Annotated in this window: 12 protein-coding genes; 4 read left to right on the top strand and 8 right to left on the bottom strand. The window is 40.1% G+C overall.

Annotation, left to right across the window (positions count from 1 at the left end; genetic code table 11):
- Positions 1-325 precede the first annotated feature (325 nt).
- Positions 326-1,321, top strand: a complete 996-nt coding sequence (locus GSQ19_RS08540; RefSeq protein WP_011317536.1) for a hypothetical protein — start codon at positions 326-328, stop codon at positions 1,319-1,321.
- Between the two features lie 98 nt (positions 1,322-1,419).
- On the opposite strand, the gene GSQ19_RS08535 is transcribed toward GSQ19_RS08540, so the two are convergent.
- From GSQ19_RS08535 to GSQ19_RS08520, 4 genes are all read right to left on the bottom strand, one after another.
- Positions 1,420-2,589: a homocysteine biosynthesis protein gene (locus tag GSQ19_RS08535; protein ID WP_011317535.1), complete on the bottom strand. Its 1,170-nt coding sequence runs from the start codon at positions 2,587-2,589 to the stop codon at positions 1,420-1,422.
- 294 nt (positions 2,590-2,883) lie between these two features.
- Entirely contained in the window at positions 2,884-3,312 is a 429-nt protein-coding gene (locus tag GSQ19_RS08530; protein WP_011317534.1) for an ATP-binding protein, read from the bottom strand.
- Between the two features lie 3 nt (positions 3,313-3,315).
- Positions 3,316-4,989, bottom strand: a complete 1,674-nt coding sequence (locus GSQ19_RS08525) for a SpoIIE family protein phosphatase (protein WP_011317533.1) — start codon at positions 4,987-4,989, stop codon at positions 3,316-3,318.
- Between the two features lie 169 nt (positions 4,990-5,158).
- On the bottom strand, positions 5,159-5,878 hold the full coding sequence (locus tag GSQ19_RS08520) for a response regulator transcription factor (protein ID WP_011317532.1): 720 nt from the start codon (positions 5,876-5,878) through the stop codon (positions 5,159-5,161).
- Positions 5,879-6,505: 627 nt separating this feature from the next.
- On the opposite strand from GSQ19_RS08520, the gene GSQ19_RS08515 reads away from it, so the two are divergent.
- Both GSQ19_RS08515 and ftsE read left to right on the top strand, forming a co-directional pair.
- On the top strand, positions 6,506-7,258 hold the full coding sequence (locus tag GSQ19_RS08515) for a WecB/TagA/CpsF family glycosyltransferase (protein ID WP_011317531.1): 753 nt from the start codon (positions 6,506-6,508) through the stop codon (positions 7,256-7,258).
- Between the two features lie 371 nt (positions 7,259-7,629).
- Entirely contained in the window at positions 7,630-8,376 is a 747-nt protein-coding gene (ftsE, locus tag GSQ19_RS08510) for a cell division ATP-binding protein FtsE (protein ID WP_011317530.1), read from the top strand.
- A 193-nt stretch (positions 8,377-8,569) separates the two neighbouring features.
- On the opposite strand, the gene GSQ19_RS08505 is transcribed toward ftsE, so the two are convergent.
- Together GSQ19_RS08505 and GSQ19_RS08500 are read right to left on the bottom strand one after the other, a co-directional pair.
- Positions 8,570-9,340, bottom strand: a complete 771-nt coding sequence (locus GSQ19_RS08505; protein ID WP_011317529.1) for a hypothetical protein — start codon at positions 9,338-9,340, stop codon at positions 8,570-8,572.
- 276 nt (positions 9,341-9,616) lie between these two features.
- A complete protein-coding gene (locus tag GSQ19_RS08500; RefSeq protein ID WP_011317528.1) occupies positions 9,617-10,219 on the bottom strand; it encodes a hypothetical protein in 603 nt (200 codons plus the stop codon).
- Positions 10,220-10,647: 428 nt separating this feature from the next.
- Between GSQ19_RS08500 and GSQ19_RS08495 the strand changes: the two genes are divergently transcribed.
- Positions 10,648-11,547 (top strand): alpha/beta fold hydrolase, encoded by a 900-nt coding sequence (locus tag GSQ19_RS08495; RefSeq protein ID WP_011317527.1) that lies wholly within the window; start codon positions 10,648-10,650, stop codon positions 11,545-11,547.
- A gap of 539 nt (positions 11,548-12,086) precedes the next feature.
- Here GSQ19_RS08495 and GSQ19_RS08490 read toward each other — a convergent pair.
- Both GSQ19_RS08490 and GSQ19_RS08485 read right to left on the bottom strand, forming a co-directional pair.
- Positions 12,087-14,759 (bottom strand): hypothetical protein, encoded by a 2,673-nt coding sequence (locus GSQ19_RS08490; RefSeq protein WP_199312723.1) that lies wholly within the window; start codon positions 14,757-14,759, stop codon positions 12,087-12,089.
- A 427-nt stretch (positions 14,760-15,186) separates the two neighbouring features.
- Positions 15,187-16,386, bottom strand: a complete 1,200-nt coding sequence (locus GSQ19_RS08485; RefSeq protein ID WP_011317525.1) for an MFS transporter — start codon at positions 16,384-16,386, stop codon at positions 15,187-15,189.
- Positions 16,387-16,477 lie beyond the last annotated feature (91 nt).

Raw genomic sequence — 16,477 nt, 5'->3', positions numbered from 1 at the left:
AGTTAAAAATTTCCAAAGTTTGCGGAATACCGTCAAATACCTGTGAATTTTATAACAAACCACAAGTTAGCACTGCTAAAGTAAGTGATGACTTTAGGAGGAGCCATCAGAATAGAAGCTGTGATATGCTTCCGAAACTAGTGTAAAGGCGCTAAATTACAGATTTAGAGTAGAATGACGAGTCTAGCGTCTTTAAAATTATATAGAGCGTTTTCGTGTGATTTTGTGAAAAGCCAATATACTTTCATCAGCCACACAAGCGCTCTTTCTCGATGCTTTAGTAAAATCCCATAATTGGGATGTGTCTCCGCCGCAAGGAGTTTTTATGACTTCCGACCTGATGCCTTCGCCTGAATCTTCCAACTCTTTTGCCTCAGATCAGCCTCAAACTAAAACAGAGGCGGCCGCTAATATTCATATAGCAGCACCCCAGTCCTCTAAGCCTGAAAATTCATCACTCAACACTAGTGAGATTGCCTCAGATGAGAACTTAGCCGATCGCCAGCAACCAATTCCGCCTCCCAGTGAACCAATGCAATACAGAGCCATTGGTTTAGTCCGGGGTCGTTACCGTGCCAGCGATGAACAATTTACCCAAGGTATCTTACTGACTACAGATGGCGTAGAACTCAACGCCGTCCTCCTGGGTCGGATTATGAGCCTAGTCAAAAATCATCTAGACCTAGAACAAGACCATTTGTGGGTAGTTTATCCCCGCACAAGGCAAGAAAACGACACTCTGCATATCCAAATCGTCGGTGTTTGGGAACCAGAAAATCTGGCTAAACATTCGACAGAAGAAGATGAGCAAGATACGCTTTCACAAGAAACCATACCCGAAGAACCAGAAGCAGCTACAAAAGCCCCAGCGCCTTCATCGAATATTCCTGATGGTGGTTTTTCTGTTCGTGGTGAAGTCGTTTATCAGTCTTTCGATGCTAAAAGCTTAGTTGTCAAAATTAAGCAGGCTCCACGTAAACCAACTGATAAGCCCAAATATTTCAAGTTGAAACTGCGTGGTGTGTTGACCACCAAAGCTGTAGGGAAGTTTTGGGACTTCCAAGCCAAGCGAGAAGGTGACGTTCTGGTAGTACAAACGGCAGAAGCGATCGCCGACTTGCCCAAAAAACGCCGACCACCGTTTAAAGGCGGCGGCGGTGGTGGCCCCCGTGGTGGTTTTAGAAAACCATTCCCCCCCAGAAGACCAGGAGAAACGCCCCGCCCAGTCAAGAAAGTCGGTGGCGAAACTTCTGCGGTTTCCAAACCCCAACCAAAAGCACCGATTCCCAAGCCGGTGAAGAAGCCTAAGCCGACTGAGTAGGGCAAGGGGACAGGGAGCAGGGGGGGCAGGGGGAGAATTTACTTCAAAATTTTCACCCAATCCCCAATCCCCAGTCCCCAATCCCCAATCCCCAATCCCTAAAAATCCGTCCAACGGTCTTGAGGCAGAAACGAACGTTCTTGGGGAATCGGGGCTACTGGTTCCGTGAGAGTGAAACTACCTGCTTCAATCCACTGTTTTAACTCTAAGGCTACCTGTCGAGCTAGAAACATACTAGCCAAAGGAGCAGCTCTTACTGTTTTGCCCTCGATGGTGATACGCCCAGATTTGAGTTGGGCGTAACTCACCAAACCAAATGTAGGACGAACGCGCCGAGGAATGGAAAAGTCTACTATTGGCGCTACTAAATCTTGGTCTTGAACTGCACAGTGTTCTATAACCTCTTCATTTAACACCGGCAGTGGGATACCTACGCCCAACATCAACGAGGGGCCATAGCCTTTGAAATAACAACCCCGCACCCAACGAGCATCCATCTGTTTGGCATCACCAATTAAAGCTAAAGTCGCAGCCGGGCCAATAGGTGTTTGATTAGCTAAACGCTTTTGTAAGGGAAAGTGTTGAGTCCCTTCCCAAGCCACATAACCGATGCCACCACCTAAGAAAATTCTTGTGCCAATACCAACGAGTTGTAAGTTGGGGTCATTGAACAGGGGAGAAATTGCCCCTGGGTTGGAGTAAACAGCATTACCCAAACGTGGTTGCAAGGGGCCAAGATAAGTATGAAGTGGGCGATCGCCTCCATTCACACCTACGATAAAATTTTGATAGAGATTACGCGGATTGAATAAATAAAACTGATTTATCGTGTCGCGGGTAATTGTGGTTTCAAAACTCGCTCGCGGATAACAGTCAGTTACCTGTCCTTGCGCTCTGACGTGTATAGGTTTACCTGCGATTAAATCTTCTATGACATGACCGCCCCCACGTTCTCGGACTTCTTCGCCGTCCATCACGTCAACAGCACAGCTAGCACCCAGGTATAAATCAACAGCCCCAAAACCACTGTATGCTGGAACACCATCTAACCAGCAACGGCGAATTTTGATTGGTGGATCAGTGTGTCCGAGATTGAGAATAGCGCCAGTTGATTCCATCGGTTCAAAAGTGCCAGTAGTAACTACGTCAACCTCTTGAGCAACTTTACTCACACCAACTTCTACAACTCTTGCCTTTAATTCCTCAACCGTTAGGACTATCGCCGTTTTACGGTTAATTTTCTCATTAATTTCCGCAATAGTTCGCATTTTAAATGTAGCGGATAGACATTTCAATTATGATGCAGTATGCCTGCCAGATAACTGATTAAATCAGTTTGGCAAGAAAAATCCAATAACCTTCATCAGAAATGTACATCAGCCAGTTATAGATTTACCAATATTACTATTAATGGCAAGGAGTAGAGTTTGGCCTTATTATTCAGCCAAATTTAAATATATGACTTGTATTTGATTTTCATTGGTATAGCCTGCACTATGGGCTGACAATTCCCAGTAAATAAGTCAGTTTACAAATCAGATTTTCAAATTACCAAACCAACCTTAATTATTTGCTAATTCCGGTATAGTAGCTTCTAACTTGAGACAATTAGCTCCATCAACTTGTAACTGATATTCTACTTTATCCATTAAACGATTCATAATTAACCAACCATAGCCACCTTCTTGCCTATCACCAGGGTTGGGCGGGAAGTAGGTAGACATATCAAAACCTGTGCCGTAGTCCCAAATTTCCAAAGCAATATCTCGTTCTTTAAATTCCAAGCGTAGTAAGACTGGCAAATTTGGTTGCTCTTTATGGGCATGACGCACAACATTAGAATAGGCTTCTACTAAAGCTAACCGTAACCGGCTGGACTGTCTTGACCAATCAACAGATTCTCCTAACTGGATTTTCAAGCATCCCAATAACCAGTGTTCCACTATGTTTAAATAGTTCAAGTCGCTTGGTACATGAAGCTCGCTTTTCATAACTTACAAAACCTCCAGAGAGAGTATAGTTTGATCGTCTTCTTGGACGTGATTATCTGCCTGAATACGTGATAGTAAATGGTTGAGAGACAATGGTTGAGGCTCTTTTTGTAAGAGTTGCCACAGACCATCTTGATTCAGCATAGAATGAGTTGCTGGCTGAACGCCACCCACGGTTTTTACTGTTTCAAATAAACTATTTGATACCATTGCTTCCGTGATACCATCGCTGGCTAACAGCAGTGTATCTCCGGGTGCCAGAATCAAACTACCCGACTTAGCCTGCCATTTCGGTAAAATGCCTAAAGGTATGCCTCTCACTGTAAGATAGTTAGGTTTTTCTGGTGCGGTTTGATTTGACCAAACCAGGGGATAAATGTGTCCAGCATTTGCATAGACTAACTCTCTAGTAGTAGGTGTATAACGAGCTAGCACAAAAGTAATAAAGCAATTGTTACTAATTAAGTCATCACACAAAGCATGATTGAGATTATGTATAACTACATTGGGTTCGGCTGGGATTTCTTGGGCTAATTCTCGTCTTAATACAGAAATTGCACTAGCCATAAATAAAGCAGCAGGTACGCCTTTACCGGAAACATCGCCCACTGCTAACCACACATCACCTTTGGTGGGGTGAACAAAGATTTCAAAAAAATCGCCTCCTACTTCTCTTGCAGGATAGCAGCAAGCTTGTAATTTTGCGCTTTTGATATCCGGTAGGGTTTGGCGTAGTAGATTATTTTGAATTTGCCGCGCCACTTCTAACTCAGCACTAATTTGCTGTTGTTTTTCTTGCAGGCGTTGGTAGAGTTTTGCTTGGGAAACGGCTAAAGCTGCTTGTTCAGCCACACCCGTAATTAATTGAATATCTTCGTCTTGCCAAGGATGCTCTCGTCCCCACTGGTAAAGAGCCAAGACAGCTAATAAGTGCTGTTGGTAAGATAGAGGGACAACCAAGTAGTTACAGGGATTGTCATTGTATATATCTTGGGCAATTTGATAATGGCCGGTTTCCAGTACTTGGGCAATTAAAGTAGTGGGATCAAAGGCGCTATCAGGTAAGTTGTATGCTGGATTTCGATAATAAAATTGATTTGCAGTGAGGCGATTGTTTTCTACTGGTTTGAGTAAACAACAAGTAGCTTCAAAAGTTTGTCCAATAGTAGCTGCAATTTTTTGCAGCATACTCTCATAATCTAATGACTCTCGAATTGCTGTGGTGACCGCGTTAAATAAAGATTCCCGCCGCAAAGACCGACGCAATTCGTGGGTGCGCTTTTTGACCAACCGATATGTATCAGTAGCTTGCTCAACTAAATTTTTCAGGCGTTCAGGGTTCCAAGGTTTGGTGATGTATTTAAAAACTTGACCAGAGTTAATGGCTTCTACCAAATCTTCCACATCTGTAAAACCTGTAAGTAAAATCCGAATGGTGTCGGGAAATTTTTCTACTGTCAGGCTGAGAAATTCGGTACCGTTCATTTCAGGCATTCTTTGATCTGAAATAATTACGGCCATTTCGCCTTCTTGAGCTAGAATTTCCAAAGCTTTCCGGGCATGATTAGCTTTATATACGTGAAAGTCTCGCCTAAAAGTACGGTAGAGTAAATCTAAGTTATCTGGCTCATCGTCTACTACCATGAGCTTCAGTTTTTCTACCTTAGTTTCCGTCATATTTGACTTGCTTTTTCGGATACTAAAAATTAGCGAGATATGGCAACTGTTATCTCACTGAGTCGTCAAAAGGCATTCTCAAAAGTAATCTTTGATGAAAAGCTTACTTTCCAGACAAGTATAACTTTACTCTTAGAGTTATTGGTAAATCTTTAAGTCGCTAGTAAATTTAACCCACTAATCCAGAGCGTAAGGCGCGGACAGCAGCCTGGGTGCGGTCATCGGCGCAGAGTTTATTGAGAATATTGCGAACGTGGGTTTTTACAGTGCCGACTGTAATGTAAAGGCGTTCAGCAATAACCGCATTGCTACAGCCTTCGACGATTAGCTGTAATACTTCTAACTCTCTTTCCGTCAGGGTATAGGAGTCGATAGTCTCTAAGTTATCTTCGGTTTCTGAGTTGATGAAAGAATTTTTCGCTTCTGTTATGGTGGTTACTGGTTTTGGAGACTGTTGTTGTGCTTGTTGTAGTACAATTCTGGCGATCGCTGGATCAATCCAAGCGTTGCCATTGTAAGTTACCCTAACTGCTTCCAGTAGATTATCAAACCTAATATCTTTCATACAGTAAGAATCAGCCCCAGCTGCGAAAGCTGCCAAAACTGCTTCTTTGTTATCACGCAAGGTTAAAATCAATACTTTTGTTGGTAAGTCTGCGCCGTTACTGATTGATTTTAATTCCTTTGTTAGCTCAATTCCGTCTTTATCTGGCAAACCGATATCGATGATCGCAATATCTGGTTGTACCTTTTTTAACATATTTAGTCCTTCTGTCGCATTGCCAGCTTCTCCTACCACTTCAATTTCTTCTTTTTGTAGCAGTGCTGTCCGAATACCCACACGGGTGAGATCATGATCTTCAATCAGCGCAATCCGAATTTTATTCATAGTCAATTTCTACCCGTCACGCTAGCTTAACTTCAAAATCGTATTTATCGAAAATTTTTCATAGATACAGTTTTCAGCAGTTACCCAACAATAAATATAGAATTTTTCGTCATGTAGTCTTGTGCATGGGTGTATGACTAATACACGCTCTCATGAAAACCTTACACTTAAATCATCAAATCGGATAGCTGTGCCTCAAATATCAGCAATCTGTCTAAATTGACACATTTAATCTGGTCTCTATTTTGGCAGGTGTCAGACTCAAGATAAACAAACCCTCAGCTAGCTCTGGAGTTGTTGATTGCAGCAAAAAATTTTCATCTTTCAGATATTTTCACGGAAACTAGCTTGTTTTGTTTGTTAACTATCTTATGTAGGTTTTTCATTAAAAATAAAGAACAAAGTTAATTTTTTTAGCGATTTGTTAAAAATCAATGATAAAAGCTTACTTAAGCAGTATAAGCTGTTTTTATCATCCAAAATAAGCAAAATTAGGGTTTTATTTTGCATCTGGAGTTGTCTTAGAAGGCTTATCTGGATAAATTCCCCCCCTATCAGCCTAGAGGCAACCTATTAAAAAATTTGATAAACTATCGTCGAGAGAATCTGGTGTGAGGCTAAAGGGCTATGTTTCCATCATCTAAAGTGTTTTTAGTACTGGGAATTCCAGTTCATGTAATGAGTGACTATCCGAGTTGGTTACTGGAATGCCTGCGACATGGGAAAGGCGCTCATGTAGTGACACTCAATGCAGAAATGACGATGCAGGCACAGCAAAATACATCCTTGAACAACATAATTCAGAATGCTGAGTTGGTAATTCCTGATGGTGCAGGAGTGGTGATGTATTTGCGGTGGCTTTGTTGGCAAAAAGTCCAACGCTGTCCGGGAATTGAACTGGCGGAAACGCTGTTAAAAGCAATCGGTCAAGAGCAAGCCGATAAAACTGTGTTCTTTTATGGAGGAGCGCCAGGAGTAACCGCACAAGCGGCGAATGATTGGCAGCAAAAAATACCTAGTTTGAATATAGTAGGTACTCATTCCGGTTACCATTCTGGGGAAGAAGAAAAACAACTACAACAAACTCTCGCCCAATTACAACCACAAGTAATTTTGGTTGGTTTGGGTGTTCCACGGCAAGAATTATGGATTGCCCAAAATCGTCATTTGTGTCCTCAAGCCATTTGGATTGGTGTTGGCGGTAGTTTTGATATTTGGTCAGGAAGTAAAGATCGCGCACCCGCTTGGTTGGCTAATAATAATTTGGAATGGCTATATCGTTTATATAAAGAGCCTTGGCGTTGGCGGCGAATGTTGGCTCTGCCTCAGTTTGCGGTGAAAGCCTTTGTTTACCGTTTGACTATGAAGGGTGCGATTTAGTACTTCTCTCACTTAGATGATAGTACTTATGCCATTTTGAAGATTACAAGATTTTTAATTTTGAGTTTCGGTTTTGGGATTCCCAGGCATGATTTGGGAATCCTTATTTTTAAGTTAACGTGAGTTCGATAAATTCGGAAGAACCCCTCTCCAAACCTCTCCCCGACGCGGGGAGAGGCTTAAAACTCTGATTATTTGGTACTCAGTTATAGATTTTCAGCCCCTTCCCTTGTAGGGAAGGGATTGGGGTTAGGTTCCGTCGAGTTCACGTTAAGTTAATACTGTTCAGAAAAGGGTAAACCTGCCGAGCTAGGCGGGAGAGAATGAACATTACAGTGAACAGTTGCCCATTGCCTAAGGAAAATTTAGTAATGCCCGTATTAACGAATCCAGTCTCTGCCGAACAGACTATTCATGAAAAAGCAAGTCCAGCCCAAGAGGAAAGTGTTACTACCAGTAATATGGTGCAGTTAAATGGGGTGACCAAAACCTATGCTAATGGTTGCCATGCTTTGCTGGATATTAACTTAGAGATCAAAAAGAAAGAATTTTTATTTATTACAGGGCCTAGTGGTTCAGGTAAGTCAACTCTGTTAAAACTTTTGTATGGCCAGGAGTTACCTACCCAAGGAGAGGTGATTGTTAATGACTGTAGTGTCACAAATTTACGGGGCGATCGCTTATCATTATTACGCCGACGTATTGGCATTGTTTTTCAAGACTACAAACTAATTCCCCAACGAACAGTGGCGGAAAATGTCACTTTTGTCTTGCAAGCTCAAGGTTACACCCGCAAAGAAATTCATAGGCGCTTAGAACCTACACTCAAATTAGTGGGTTTGCTTTCTAAGGCTGATTGTTTTCCTGATCAACTTTCTGGAGGAGAACAACAACGGGTAAGTATTGCACGGGCGATAGTGGGAACACCGCCCTTAATATTAGCTGATGAACCTACAGGCAATCTCGATCCCGATAACTCTTGGCAAGTAATGCAGATTCTACAAAAGTTAAATGGTTTTGGGGCAACTGTCATTGTTACTACTCACGACGAGCAATTGGTACGTCGGTGTAATCGGCCTATAGTTCAGGTTCGGGATGGTAGATTGTACCGTAAATAGTCAGACTTTGTATACAACTAGGACTTACGCAGTGTTTTTCTGGCTTTTTTGTCAATAGTCAATTGTCAATAGTCAAAATCAAGGTTTTTGGACTGTGGACTATTGACTATTGACCACCCTCAGAAGGTTTTTTTGGTTCAGTGCGTAAGTCCTAACAACGTCTATAAATTAATTTTGCTCCCTGTCTAATTGATTACAAATTAGAAACTCTTGCTTTAACTTTTGTCGATAAAGGTATCAGGGTTGGCAAAGGACTAGATTGTAATGGTTGTGATTGCTCTAAGGCTTGCCAGCTATCTAAAGCCGCCTCTCTAACTATTGGCTCTTCTTCACGAGCCAGTAGTAACTGTAAGCATTGGCTAATTTCTCGTTGCAGTCCTGAATCAATTTGTTGAGTGGTGATGATTTTAGTTAATCGGCGTAAAGTAACCAACCGCTTTAAGGAGTCTGTTTCCGTGAGATTAAGGAATAACTGCTCTAAGTTTTGTTCTTCTTTACCTGCATAAGATTTGACAAGCTGCCATATAAGTAAAATTATAGTTAACAATGTGCCTAATCCTTGAGCGATCGCCCCAGTAGCTATCCAAGGACTAGGAGAGTCAGCCAAAATTGACGCGGCCATATAAGTACTGACAGTACTTAGTCCACCACCGCCTACAGCTATGACTAATCGCCGATTTGGGCCACTAAAAAACTTTTGAATTTCTACCCAATGTAATTGCCAGTCCCATTTTTGCATTGAGTAGACTAATAACATTACGCCAATACCAACCAGCAGAGCTAATAGTAGTTTCCAGTTCCACAACAGCATCGCTACAGTAATTATCAGCAAGCCTAGAAGACTGCTTGGCTCTGAGAGATGCTGAAAAGTGCGCCGCTTGGTGGCTTTAGTCTTAAGCTCTGGAAGCAGCCAGTTGAGAATCTGGTTGATTAATTGCTGCCAAGAAGACAAAGCCTTTACCACAGTGTTTACCTACCTAACATTACAAGATTGTCTAATGTATAAGTTGTACTTGGTATAAGGACAGGATGACTTAGGCTGTTTACTAGTGGTGAGGCTGAATTTTCGCTCGTTACTCAGGACTTATAACGTTTTATCAGCTCACAGTCTTACCACACTAAGCATTCGTGCTTTCCCAATACCAAATACTGTAAATCGACAATCAATAATACTCTATAAGAATACCTGGGTTGAAGTGGATCAAGCTATTTTGCTACTAAAAATTGTTCTGGGTTGTTTTTAAACGAAGAAATGAAATTCACTGAGAGTAAATTGACCATCAAATGCACAAAAGGTCACAGAGTGAATGTTCTCAACTGTGACCGATAATAAAGTATTAGGAGGTAAGGCCGAGTCTGAGTTGGCAAGATTGGCGCTGGGAAGTATACTTTGGGCTAATAACTGGCGATCGCGATCGTAAGCAGAAAGTACTAGCCTCTGTGAACTAGTCACACAAGCGCTTACTTGGTTAACAGGACGCAAGAATGTCGCTTCCAAAAATCCACTTTTGGGCGCACCCATCAATACTGTTAAGCCAGAATTAGTTGGAAACGCTGGGTTTGATGGTTGTATAGCTAGTGAATTATGAAAAATCACTCCCCAACGTTCGTACTGACGCTCTACGACTTCAAAGCACTTTAAGTCTTCTAAATTCAGACATAGACAGGTTTGTGCATCTATCGTACTAACATCAATTCCTTCTTCCGACTGGCTCCGTTTAACTGAAGCTACAATTTGTTTCTGCACATCAAATTGATTACGTGCAAATTTAATATCTTCAAATCTTGGTACTTTATCTGTTTGAAGAGTAGCCTGCTTGACCACAACACCCCGCCTTACCATTACCTAGAGAATCACAAAACTAATGATAGTTATTTGTTTTATGTGTTAACAAATAAAACATAACTATTGTGTATGAGCGTTGCAGATAGTTTTACACACTCATGATTTATCCGTAAGTTTTCTGTAGACTACCACAAAAAATTGATCCCCAAATATTACCTAAGTGATCCTCGCTACCAGAAGGAAATTTCAGTAAACCTTGCTATCCGGTAGTTATAGGCAAAAAATGTTTTGCGTGATGAAAAAAAAATTACTGAATCTTTACAAGTAAGCCAGTGATTTTACATCTACTTAATCTGACGCTGGCTAGAGGTGTCATCATCCTTGGTTCATCGATAATAGCAAGTGTCAGAGGCAGAAGTCAGGAGATCAGGGAGAAGAAAAACTAATGGCAACTGACCAATGACTAATAACTAATAACTAACACTATGTTTCAAGCACCGGGATTTGAGCAACGCTCTATAATTACTTCACTGGGTAAGATGGCGTATTACACTGCCACTGGGTCACTTTGGCAGGACAATAAGAAGACTGATGACCAAGAAACTTTGGTGTTTCTGCATGGCTTTGGAGGCGGGTCTTCTGCTTATGAGTGGTCGAAAGTATATCCTGCTTTTGCTTCAGGGTATCGTGTATTAGCGCCAGATTTAATTGGTTGGGGTGAATCGGAACATCCAGAACGCAATTATCTAATTGAAGATTATTTAACGACTATTCGAGAGTTTTTTGAGCGGACTTGTACGGGGCCAGTGACAGCGATCGCCTCTTCTCTCACCGCAGCATTTACAATTAGAGTAGCGATCGCACATCCTGATTTATTTAAGTCGCTCATTCTTGTCACACCAGCCGGACTATCTGACTTTGGCGAAAACTATTCTCGCAGTATTTTTGCTCAAATCGTCAGTATTCCTCTTCTGGATCGTTTACTATACAGCACTGGAGTGGCTAGTAGTGCAGGTATTCGTAGTTTCTTAGAACAACGGCAATTCGCCCAAGCTAACCGAGTATATGACGAAATTGTCGAAGCTTATCTAAAATCTGCCCAACAGCCCAATGCTGAGTATGCAGCATTATCATTCGTTCGGGGTGACTTATGCTTTGATTTATCCCTCTACATTCAACAGTTAAACACACCCACAGCCATTATTTGGGGGCAAAAGTCTCAATTCACTGGACCAGAAATTGGCAGACGTTTGTCCGAACAGAATCCCCAAGCAATTCGAGTGTTTCAAGAATTGGAAAATGTAGGACTAACCCCACAATTGGAACTACCAGCAGTGACAATCGGACTAATTGAAAAATTCTTACCTCTACTCAATAGCCATTAAAGGCTGCTCCCTACCTCTTCATCTCCCCCCATTGACATTGTTGAAATATTCTGAAAGATAGAAGCTGATTACCTCCGGGTATATCTTTTTTCGGTAAATTTTTTCAAAAAAACTGTGTTGCCTGTTACAATATTGTTAAGAAAAGTTGCCCGTTGCATTTTGGGAATACGCAGTCGGGTTTTAACTCTATATGAGAAGACAACGCTAAAAGAATCAACTAGGCCAGCTGTGGGAAGCTGGTCTTTTTTTCCGTAGGTAGAAGTTAGACCTATAGTCGTTTTACGTGGTGTCTCTCAAAAATTAAATCACCAAACCCTAACAATCATACAGGAAATTTTCAGTAATTTCCACATATTTTCTGATTTTATTCATTTGGATAGACTATGGTTTGTCAAAACTAGTATCTTTTTATTCTGTAGTAAAACACTAAAAAAGCTCGACCCATAAGAGGATAGAGTTTTTCTCGATTGCCTACAAGGAAGGTGTTAAAACAGAAGTAAAACAACTGACAACTGACACACAGCAAAATAAACTCAACATCAAAATCGAAATCCTCCTTCAAAACGAACCTCAAATCTGTCTCCACTCATTCCAATTCGAGACTCCCAAAAGTTATTACTACCAGGAACATTATGCTGGATGACCAAGCCATAAGAAAAATTAGAAACTCGATTTCTTATGCCTTTGTCAATATTTCTAAAATTTTGTAAATAAGTGCCAACAGACCAATGAGAATTTATTCTTTTTAGACCATCAAATGTATAGAAAAATTCATCCCTGATTTCTACGGAAGTATTAAACTCTAAACCTGTATTGAACCCCAATTTTCCCTGAATAAATCCTAGCGGTGTAAGACTAGATTGATTATCTAAAAGTAGAAGAGATGTAGATAGAGAATAGTTTAAGTTTCTATTTTGGTGAGAGAAAAAGTAGCTTAAATTTAGGTAAGCCGGATTCTGAGAATTAGCTGCGCTGTTCCAGGAAAATTGCAAAGATGGAATGTGGTTAGTAATACTTCGGGTTTTTCCATCTGCATCAAATTCTATATTAGTGTTGATAAAATTCAACACTCCATTAGTGTAAATACCTAGCATTGGTTCTTGAATACCAAAATTATTAGTGATATTAAATGCACTATCTGCCTGCAAATTAAACCAGATTCCAGAACTAAGACTGTAATTCCATTTCCCAGAAGAACCAGCCCATAAAGCTTCTATGGCGGGTAAATATAAATATCCCCCAAAAGTCTGTAAATAAGTCTTAATTTGACCATCTTGGCTTAATTCAATGCGGTCAAAAGCAATATCAAACGCACGAATATCGATAGGAACAGATGTTATATTTGCTGAGTTCCAATCTTGAATATACTGCTGACCGTCAGGAGCAGTTAAAGTCACTCGCGTAGCCAAGGAGCGGTTAGGTGTCTGTTGTGAAGAAAAAGGTACATTAACTGATGTTAAACGACCAAAACTATTATTAGACACGTCGGCTTTAGAAATGAAAGTTTTACCTTCATTCCAAGTACGCTTTCCATCAATTAATTGAACTGCTCGCTGATGATTACCAGTCCGAATTTGCCATAAACTCGAACTATTAGGTGTGATAGTGCTAGGAAAAGTCAATTTTCCTGAAACTTGCTCTAAACCACTAGTACGGTTACTTAAAAATAAGGTTCTATTCAGTACTTGGTTAATTTTTCGTCTTTGTTCTGGTGTGGATTTTGAATCTAAATTTGCAAAACTCTCTTGCCTAGATAATCTTTCTTGGGCTTCTTGCAAACTTGTATTTAAATGGGGAAAGTCAATCAAGTTAAAAACACCACCGATTAACATTCCTAGTGTAGAGTTAGCTGTTTGCAATTCGTCTATTTTTATTTCAGAGAATGACAAAGATAAGGAAACTCCAGGATTACTAGAAATATTAGTATAGGTCGCCTTAGGCTCTAAAGAGTCATATTCTAATAGTGTCCGACTATGAGAACGGCTAAAATAAAGTCTGTGCCAGTCATGTTTATTAATTGTATTCCTGATTCCTAAATTACTGCGTCTTTCGCCTAGAGAAACCCAATATAAAGAATTTAAGTAATATAAATTTCGCTGATTTTCACTGATGGAGCTATTGAGTAAAATATTGAATAAATCAAAGTTACCGAATTGCTCCCTGTTACCAACTTTAATTCCTGGAGTAGATGTAATTATAGGAATAAATCTAGTTCTTTGCCGAGTTAAAGGATTTCCCCACACAAAGCCTGCTTTTTTCAAAGTTTCTTCAGGAATTACGCTTCCGCGAGTCAGACTTACTTCTCCTAATAATGGCTGTAAATCACTTGTGGGAAAATTTTGCAATATTAGAGGATCTTTTTCTGTCGTCACTGATGAAATGCTGGGAACAATAGAAGTTATAGAATTATTTGCATTACTTCCATTAATATTAATAGGAGCAGCAGTAACACCCACAGGATTATTAACTTCTGCCGCAACTGATTCGACAGTAAATTGGTTAATCCCAATTTCTTCTATGAGTTCTTGAACACCTTGGGGAAGTGAAAAAACCGCCTGCATACCCCAAAGTCTCTGAGTTAATCTAATTGTTTGTCTCGTGACACTATCTGTTGATTCTCCTTGATATACGATTCCACTCTGCCAACCTTTAGTTTCTACAACGACCCGATTACCTGGTAATATCCAATAAAGTTGATCTTGTTTAGGAAACTCAGCAAAGGTAAATCTGTTAATTACAGGGTCTTCCGAAGAAAATTTGGTTGATAAATCAATATATCTTGTATCTTGTAGAGGATTAAAAGTCGAGGAATAAAAACTAAAGTTATCTCTAGGATCAATTATCCAAGGGTATTTAGTGGCGCTATTACTTAGTGCATTTAATATAAATAACTCCAAATCTTTTTTAGGTAAAGTTGGAGTGATATTTTGCTGAATAGGAGTGTTATCTTGCTCAGAGTTAGTATCTGGTTTTCGGAGCGGATTAATTGGAGTAGGAAGATTTATTTCATTGGGATTAGGAAAAACTTTTACTGGCTCGTTAGCTAGGGTTGGCGTAATGTTTTTATTCTCCCGAATATCTTGAGCGGAGTTGAACGAATAATTAACAGTTATTGCTTCTGAGCGTCTTTCATAATTGTTACTATATACAATTAAATCGATATTTTTTCGAGTTTTAGCATTGACTCTATTTACTAATAAATAGTTTATCAATAAAGATATGAATATTACCAAGTTAATGGGTATTTTTCTATAAGTAAGTATGATATCCACCTATTTAACATACTCTATTTCAATAATTACTTTTAAGGTAATTATGAGTATGTTTATACGAAATTTCAATAGAAAAAACTGAAATATACTTGTAACTATTCTGAAGTTGTCAAATGTATGAAAAAACAAAGTATCTGTAGTATCTAGCTTGTGAGAGATGATGTCCTGGCTATGAAGGGTTATTTAAAAATAGTATTCCCATCTTGCTAAAATTATGAAATATATAGGAATCATATTTGATTTTTGAAAATATCTAAGTATCTGTAGGGTGGGCAATGCCCACCCTACGTATATTTCAGAAATCAAATACTAGTTCTATATGCAGGAAGAAGATTATCAAATATGAGTTTGTGGCTTTTTCAAATAATTAATCAGGTAATATACGAAATCTTCTGCTTAAAAGAATACAGACACCTACTAATACAAAAGCAAATTCAGCTAATAAAAAAGCACCTATAGATGTGTTTCCTAGTTCTTTGATGAGGAAAGAAACTATAGCTGTACCGCCTGCACTACCACCAAAATATAGTCCTGTACCTAAACCTGCACGACTGGGGTGAACCTTACTTAACACCAAGGGAATCATACTGATAAAAACTAAACTGAAGCTAATACCAAAGGCTAGTATGAAAGCGATCGCCAGTTTATCGCTGTCATTTAATAAGGCTAGACCCATGAAGGCTGTCATCGCACCCAAACCCAGTAGCATAGATTTATTTGCGCCTAGTTGTGTTGTCCAATCGCCCAAAGGAACAGAGACGATCGCTGAGACTAACAAAATCGCAGAAGCAATAAACTCTACTGTCAGGTTGGGTAGTTGTATTTGTAATTCCTGGGGAAATATTGATAAAAGCAGGTTAAGTTCGATTCCTGTTCCCAAGCCAATGATGAAAATCAGGATAAACATCTGTACAGGAGTTTTAGCTGTTGGTTCTAGGTTGAAGCTAGAGATGTGCAGCAAATGTTTAGGTGTGAATAATTGCAGAATATATGCTGCCAAAATTAAAGCGATCGCCCCTACAAGAAAGGTGATAGATGCACCCATGTTGTCGAGGAGGGTGTTCAAAACTGGACTGATAGCGCCTATTAGCCCCAAGACGAACACTAATACTGCATTCGCTTGGGGTAACTCGCTTTTAGGGGCAAATTGCGTTAAAAGTGCGATCGCTGGGGCGCGGAAAATAATTATGGCGATGACCCAAACAGTCATCAACATCGGCACAACCCAACGTATACCTATGGGTAAATTTTGTTGAACTAACAGTGATACAGCTACAAAAATAACCCCAGCTAGGACTACCCCTAGACTAATCATGGGTAAACGACTACCCAAACGCTGCTGAATGCGATCGGACAACCCACCAATCATCGGTTCGATCACAGCTATTAGTAACCCTTGCCATATCCCCAACCAGCGAACCAGTCCGACAAATTCCAATTCCTCTAAAATTCTCGGTTGATAAAACTTGTAAGCCATCCAACTGAAGATGATGGCAGCTAATAAAGCGGCTAATCCCCAAACTTGTCGCCATAAAATTTCGGGGCGGGTATTGACAGAGTTAACCATGATTTTGCCGAAATTTTCTAGATTGGTTGTGGAATTGTATGACAAATTCCCTGATTAAAATCGCATTCAAAAATGCAGAATTTTCTGCTAT

Origin of the sequence: Trichormus variabilis 0441 (assembly GCF_009856605.1) — a bacterium.
Taxonomy (GTDB): domain Bacteria; phylum Cyanobacteriota; class Cyanobacteriia; order Cyanobacteriales; family Nostocaceae; genus Trichormus; species Trichormus variabilis.
Note: the sequence above shows the minus strand (reverse complement) of the source record. Positions and strands in the feature narration are given on the sequence as shown.